Raw genomic sequence first — 4,854 nt, forward strand, 5'->3', positions numbered from 1 at the left:
GCGTGGTCTTCGCCTTCCTGGGCATCCGCGTTTACGCGGACACGCCGCTGTTGCGCCTGGCCATCCAGGAGGGCGCGCTCCCGGCGGACAGCAATTGCCTCGAACCGACCTATTATTTTTCGCCGCATATCGACCCGGCCGCAACCGAAAAGACCCTGACCCAAGCCTTCAAGGGCCGCCGCGACCGACTTTTCCCGCCGTCCAGGGGCCAGCGGCAAATGGCGGTCATGCGCAATTTCGGATTCCGGGGCATTCTCTGGGACACCCTGATCCGCTTCCCCGAGCCCTGCCCGCCAGGAGTCCGCCATGCCCGCTAAGCCGCTTCGCGACCGCGTGCTCGTCGTCGTCCCGGTCTACAACCATGGCGCCACCCTGCGCGGCGTGGTCGAGGACGTTCTGGCCAGGCATCCCCATGTCCTGGTCGTCAACGACGGCAGCACCGATATCGGACCGGATATTCTGGCCGGGCTCGCCGCGACCATGATCAGCCACCCGGACAATCGGGGCAAGGGCGCGGCCATCCGAACCGGCGCGCGCGAGGCGCGCCGACGCGGCATGACGCACATCGTCACCATCGACGCCGACGGCCAGCACGAGGCGGCGGACATCCCCCGCTTTCTCGACGCCATTGCCGACGACGAGCTGGCCATCGTGGTCGGGGCCCGGAATTTCGACACGGCCAACGTGCCCGGTTCGTCCCGATTCGGGCGCAAATTCTCCAACTTCTGGCTGCGCGTGCAGACCGGCATCGTTCTCTCGGACGTGCAGAGCGGCTTCCGGGCCTACCCTCTGGCCGTTCTGGACAATCTGCGATTCACCGAGGACCGCTACAGCTTCGAGGTCGAAGTCCTGGTTCGGGCGGTCTGGGCCGGCTTCCGCCTGCGCGACATGGACATCTCTGTCTATTACCCGCCGCCAGGCGAACGCGTTTCCCACTTTCGAGCGTTCATGGACAACGTGCGCATCTCGCTCTTGAACACCCGACTGACCATCCGCGCCATCATGCCCGTGCCGCACCGCAAATTCGGCCAGGACGCCCAGGGGCGGATCTCGCCCATCCACCCGGTCAAATCGCTGCGCATCCTCCTGTCCGACGACGCCACGCCCATGAATCTGGCCTTGGCCTGCGCCTTGGGCATGGTCCTGGGCACCCTGCCCCTCATCGGCGTGCACAGCATCGCCATCCTGCTGGCCGCGGGGTGGCTTCGCCTGAACCCGATCGCGGCCCTGGCCGCCAGCCAACTCTGCATGCCGCCCATTGTCCCGGCCCTGTGCGTCGAAGCCGGATATTTTCTGCGGCACGGCGCGTTCCTGACCGATATTTCCCTGCGGACCATCGGCCATGAAGCCATGCAGCGCGTCTGGGAATGGCTGCTCGGCTCCCTGGTGCTGGCCCCGCTGCTCGCCGCCCTGATCGGCGGCATGGTGTTCATCATGGCCCGGATCATTGCCGCCGGCCTCAAACGCGCGCCCCTCGCTCCGGACCACCCGGCATGAACGGTCCGACCTGGAGCAGCCGCAGCATCGGATCACGCCTGCAGCATGGTATTTTTTATTTGCTGATCCGGACATTCGGCCGCCGGACCGCCTATGGCCTGCTCTTCTTCGTCGCCCTGTGGTACACCATCCGCCCGCTGACGAGGTCGCGCTCGGCCGCCTATCTGGCCCGACGCTTTCCCCTGGCGCGGCCATGGGAGCGGCTGGGGCACTGCTTTCTGCTCAACTGGACCTTCGGCACCACCCTGGTCGACAGGGCCGCGGCCGGCATCCTGAACGAATTCAACATTTCGGCCTCGCCCGAAGACGAACGCACCCTGCGCGACATCGCCGGCGAGGGACGGGGACTGATCCTGCTGACAGGACACATGGGCTGCTGGCAGACCTCCATGATCGGCCTCGACATCCAGGACCGCCCGGTAAACGTGGTCATGCACCGCGCTCCCGGCGACATCGACCGCCAACATTTCGAGCATGCCGGGCACGGTCCGTCCTTTCGCATCATCGACCCGCAAGGCTATCTGGGCGGATCGCTGGACATGGTCGAGGCCCTGCGCCGGGGAGAGATTCTTTGCGTCATGGGCGACCGCCTCTTTGGCAGCGATCGCGGCGCCGTGGACGCGACCTTTCTGGGCGGCACCGTGTCCCTGCCCGTCAGCCCCTACCGTCTGGCCTCGGCCACGGGCGCGCCGATCATCGTCTTCTTTTCCCGGCGCACGGGACCGGGCGCGGCGGTACACGAAATCGCCCGTGTCATCCGCGTCCCTCACGGCCTCGGCCGTGGCAGCGACAGCTACCGGCCGTACGCCCAGATCTTCGCCGATGCCCTGGAGGCGCAGACCCGCAAGGTCCCGCACCAGTTCTTCAACTTCTATAACATGTGGAAAATACGGAATAATGACTGAACTCAAAGCACAACTCAAACGCACCTTGGTTACGGAACTGAACCTTGAGGACATCGCCCCCGAGGACATCGACGACAATGCCCCCCTGTTCGGCGACGGCCTGGGCCTGGATTCCCTGGACGCAGTGGAAATCGTCGTGCTGGTGCAGCGCGCCTTTGGCGTGGAAATCCGGAACATGGACGAAGGTCGGCAGGCCTTCCAGTCCATCACGGCCCTGGCCGAATTCATCGCCGCGCACAGGGCCTGACATGCACCGGGTTGAACCTGTCAGCGTGACCGGCATGGGCTGCATTTGCGCCGCCGGTTCCAGCGTGCCGGACTGCCTGGCCGCGCTCGACCACGGCCGGCGCGCCCCTGGCCAGCCCGCGCGCTTTCGTGACGGGCATGCCAGGCCCTACCCGGTTTTCGAGGTGCCGGACGCGGCCCTGCCTCGGGCTCGGGATAACGATCTGTCCCGCACCGTGCATCTGGCCATGCGAGCTGCCCGCGAAGCGCTGAACCAAGCCGGGCTGGACCCGACCCGCATGGACGGCGGCCGTGTCGGCGTGTGCATCGGCACGTCCGTGGGCGCGTCCCTCAATTTCCTGGACTTCTACCGCCGCGCCCGAACCGGGGAGACACCAGACCTGCAGCCCGTGCGCCGCTATCTGCGGTCCAATCCGGCCACGGCCATGGCCCGTCTGCTTGGAGCGACCGGCCCGGCCCAGACCGTGGTCAACGCCTGCTCCTCCGGGACCGACGCCATCGGTCTGGGAGCGGCGTGGATCCGGCAGGGACTGTGCGACGTGGTCCTGGCGGGCGGAGCCGACGAGCTGTCCGAAATCACCTACGCGGGCTTCATCCGCCTCATGATCACCGACGAACACCCCTGTCGGCCCTTCGACGCGGCACGCCGAGGGCTCAATCTCGGCGAGGGGGCCGGCATGGTCGTGTTGGAAGCGGACAGCCACCGCGCCCAACGCGGCGCTGGCAGACTGGGCGCCGTGCTCGGATACGGCACCGCCGCCGACGCCCATCACCCGACCGCCCCGCATCCCGAAGGCCTGGGCTTGCGGCGCGCCATCGCCGATGCCCTGGATCAGGCCGGATTGACTGTCGCGGACCTAGCCTTCGTCAACGCCCACGGCACGGGCACCGCCAACAACGACCAGGCCGAGGCGGGCGTGTTCTCCTCGCTGCTGGCCGACATTCCGTTCATCGCCACCAAAGGCATGACCGGTCACACCCTGGGCGCGGCCGGGGCCATCGAAGCCGTCTTCACCATGGCCCACCTCCGGGCGGGCCTGCTTCCGGCCAGCGCCGGCTTCACGGACATGGACCCGTCCCTTGGCGTCCTGCCGACCACGGCACCGACTCCGGTCCGAGGCGTGGCGGCCTTGTCCCAATCCCTGGCCTTCGGTGGCAACAATTCCGCGCTCGTCCTGGCACCGGGAGGCCAACCATGACCGGCATGGCCGTGGAAGGCATCGGCCTGGTCTGGTCCGGCGGCCATGGTCTGGATGACCTGGCCGCCCGCGCCCGCGACATGCTCGCCGGCACGGCGACTCCCGCCGACGTCAGGGCCGAGACGGACTCGCTCAAGAATTATCTGCCGACCAGGGCGTTGCGCCGCATGGATCATTTCACGCGCATGACCCTGTTGGCGGCCTTCGAGGCCGCGCGCGACGCCGGACTCGACGCGACCGCCCTGGCGAGCACGGGCATCGTCCTGGCCACCGGCTATGGCCCGGCCGCCCTGACCTTCGAATTTCTCGACTCCATGATCGATTTCGGCCCGGACATGGCCTCGCCCCAGGCCTTCGCCCACTCCGTGCACAACATCCCGGCCGCGACCGTGGCCGTGTCCCTGAAACTGACGGGTCCCTGCACGACCATCGGGCAGATCGACACCGCGGTCCCGGCAGCCCTGCTCACGGCCCAGGCGTGGTTGCGGGAAGGCCGCGTCGACCGCGTCCTGCTCGGCGCGAGCGATGAGTACACGAACCTACTCCGCGCAGTCGCCCCGCGCCTCGCGGCAGGCGTCTCCGGGACCATCGCCGGCAGGCGTCATCTGCCGCCCGGCGACGGCGCCGCGTTTTTCTGTCTGCACCCAGATCCCGCACGGGCGCGACACGGAATTGTCCGCGACATCGCCCTGGGGACGACCCCGATCCTGACGCCGGAGCGAGCCACATTCCTGAGCGGCTGCCTGACCGGTCATCACGACCCGTCAAAAAACATGCACGCGTTTGCTCCGGTCTACGGCTCCCTGCCCGTGGCCATGGCTTTTGACATCGTTCTGGCCACCCTGGCCGTGAACGGCCGCCTGGAGCCGACCCTGCGGATTCAAAACGCCGTCCAGTGCCGAACCAGGGACCATGACGGTCTGCACGGCGCGCTCACGGTGACACGGAGAACGGCCTCATGACCCCCGATCTTGACCTGCGACAACGCGATATCGAAGCCCTGCTCG

General features: G+C 67.6%; 5 protein-coding genes. All 5 read left to right on the forward strand.

The window, feature by feature from the left end; translation table 11 throughout:
• Positions 1–306 precede the first annotated feature (306 nt).
• The 5 genes from EOL86_11905 to EOL86_11925 are packed head-to-tail and all read left to right on the forward strand — an operon-like array spanning position 307 to position 4,809.
• Complete coding sequence (locus EOL86_11905) at positions 307–1,497, forward strand: DUF2062 domain-containing protein (GenBank protein NCD26277.1); 1,191 nt, start codon at positions 307–309, stop codon at positions 1,495–1,497.
• Positions 1,494–2,402 (forward strand): lipid A biosynthesis acyltransferase, encoded by a 909-nt coding sequence (locus EOL86_11910; protein ID NCD26278.1) that lies wholly within the window; start codon positions 1,494–1,496, stop codon positions 2,400–2,402. The genes EOL86_11905 and EOL86_11910 overlap by 4 nt, the downstream gene beginning before the upstream one ends.
• Positions 2,395–2,649 carry an acyl carrier protein gene (locus EOL86_11915; protein ID NCD26279.1) on the forward strand — a complete coding sequence of 85 codons (255 nt, stop codon included), beginning with the start codon at positions 2,395–2,397 and terminating at the stop codon, positions 2,647–2,649. Before EOL86_11910 ends, EOL86_11915 begins: the two co-directional genes overlap by 8 nt.
• A gap of 1 nt (position 2,650) precedes the next feature.
• Positions 2,651–3,847, forward strand: coding sequence for a beta-ketoacyl-[acyl-carrier-protein] synthase family protein (locus EOL86_11920; GenBank protein ID NCD26280.1), 1,197 nt, complete (start codon positions 2,651–2,653; stop codon positions 3,845–3,847).
• Positions 3,844–4,809: a hypothetical protein gene (locus EOL86_11925; protein NCD26281.1), complete on the forward strand. Its 966-nt coding sequence runs from the start codon at positions 3,844–3,846 to the stop codon at positions 4,807–4,809. Before EOL86_11920 ends, EOL86_11925 begins: the two co-directional genes overlap by 4 nt.
• Positions 4,810–4,854: the final 45 nt, after the last annotated feature.

The organism is Deltaproteobacteria bacterium (assembly GCA_009930495.1).
Taxonomy (GTDB): Bacteria; Desulfobacterota; Desulfovibrionia; order Desulfovibrionales; family Desulfomicrobiaceae; genus Desulfomicrobium.

Coding starts and splice junctions, on each gene's coding strand:
- EOL86_11915 (NCD26279.1), top strand. CDS start 2,395: ATGACTGAACTCAAAGCACAACTCAAACGCACCTTGGTTACGGAACTG.
- EOL86_11905 (NCD26277.1), top strand. CDS start 307: ATGCCCGCTAAGCCGCTTCGCGACCGCGTGCTCGTCGTCGTCCCGGTC.
- EOL86_11920 (NCD26280.1), top strand. CDS start 2,651: ATGCACCGGGTTGAACCTGTCAGCGTGACCGGCATGGGCTGCATTTGC.
- EOL86_11910 (NCD26278.1), top strand. CDS start 1,494: ATGAACGGTCCGACCTGGAGCAGCCGCAGCATCGGATCACGCCTGCAG.
- EOL86_11925 (NCD26281.1), top strand. CDS start 3,844: ATGACCGGCATGGCCGTGGAAGGCATCGGCCTGGTCTGGTCCGGCGGC.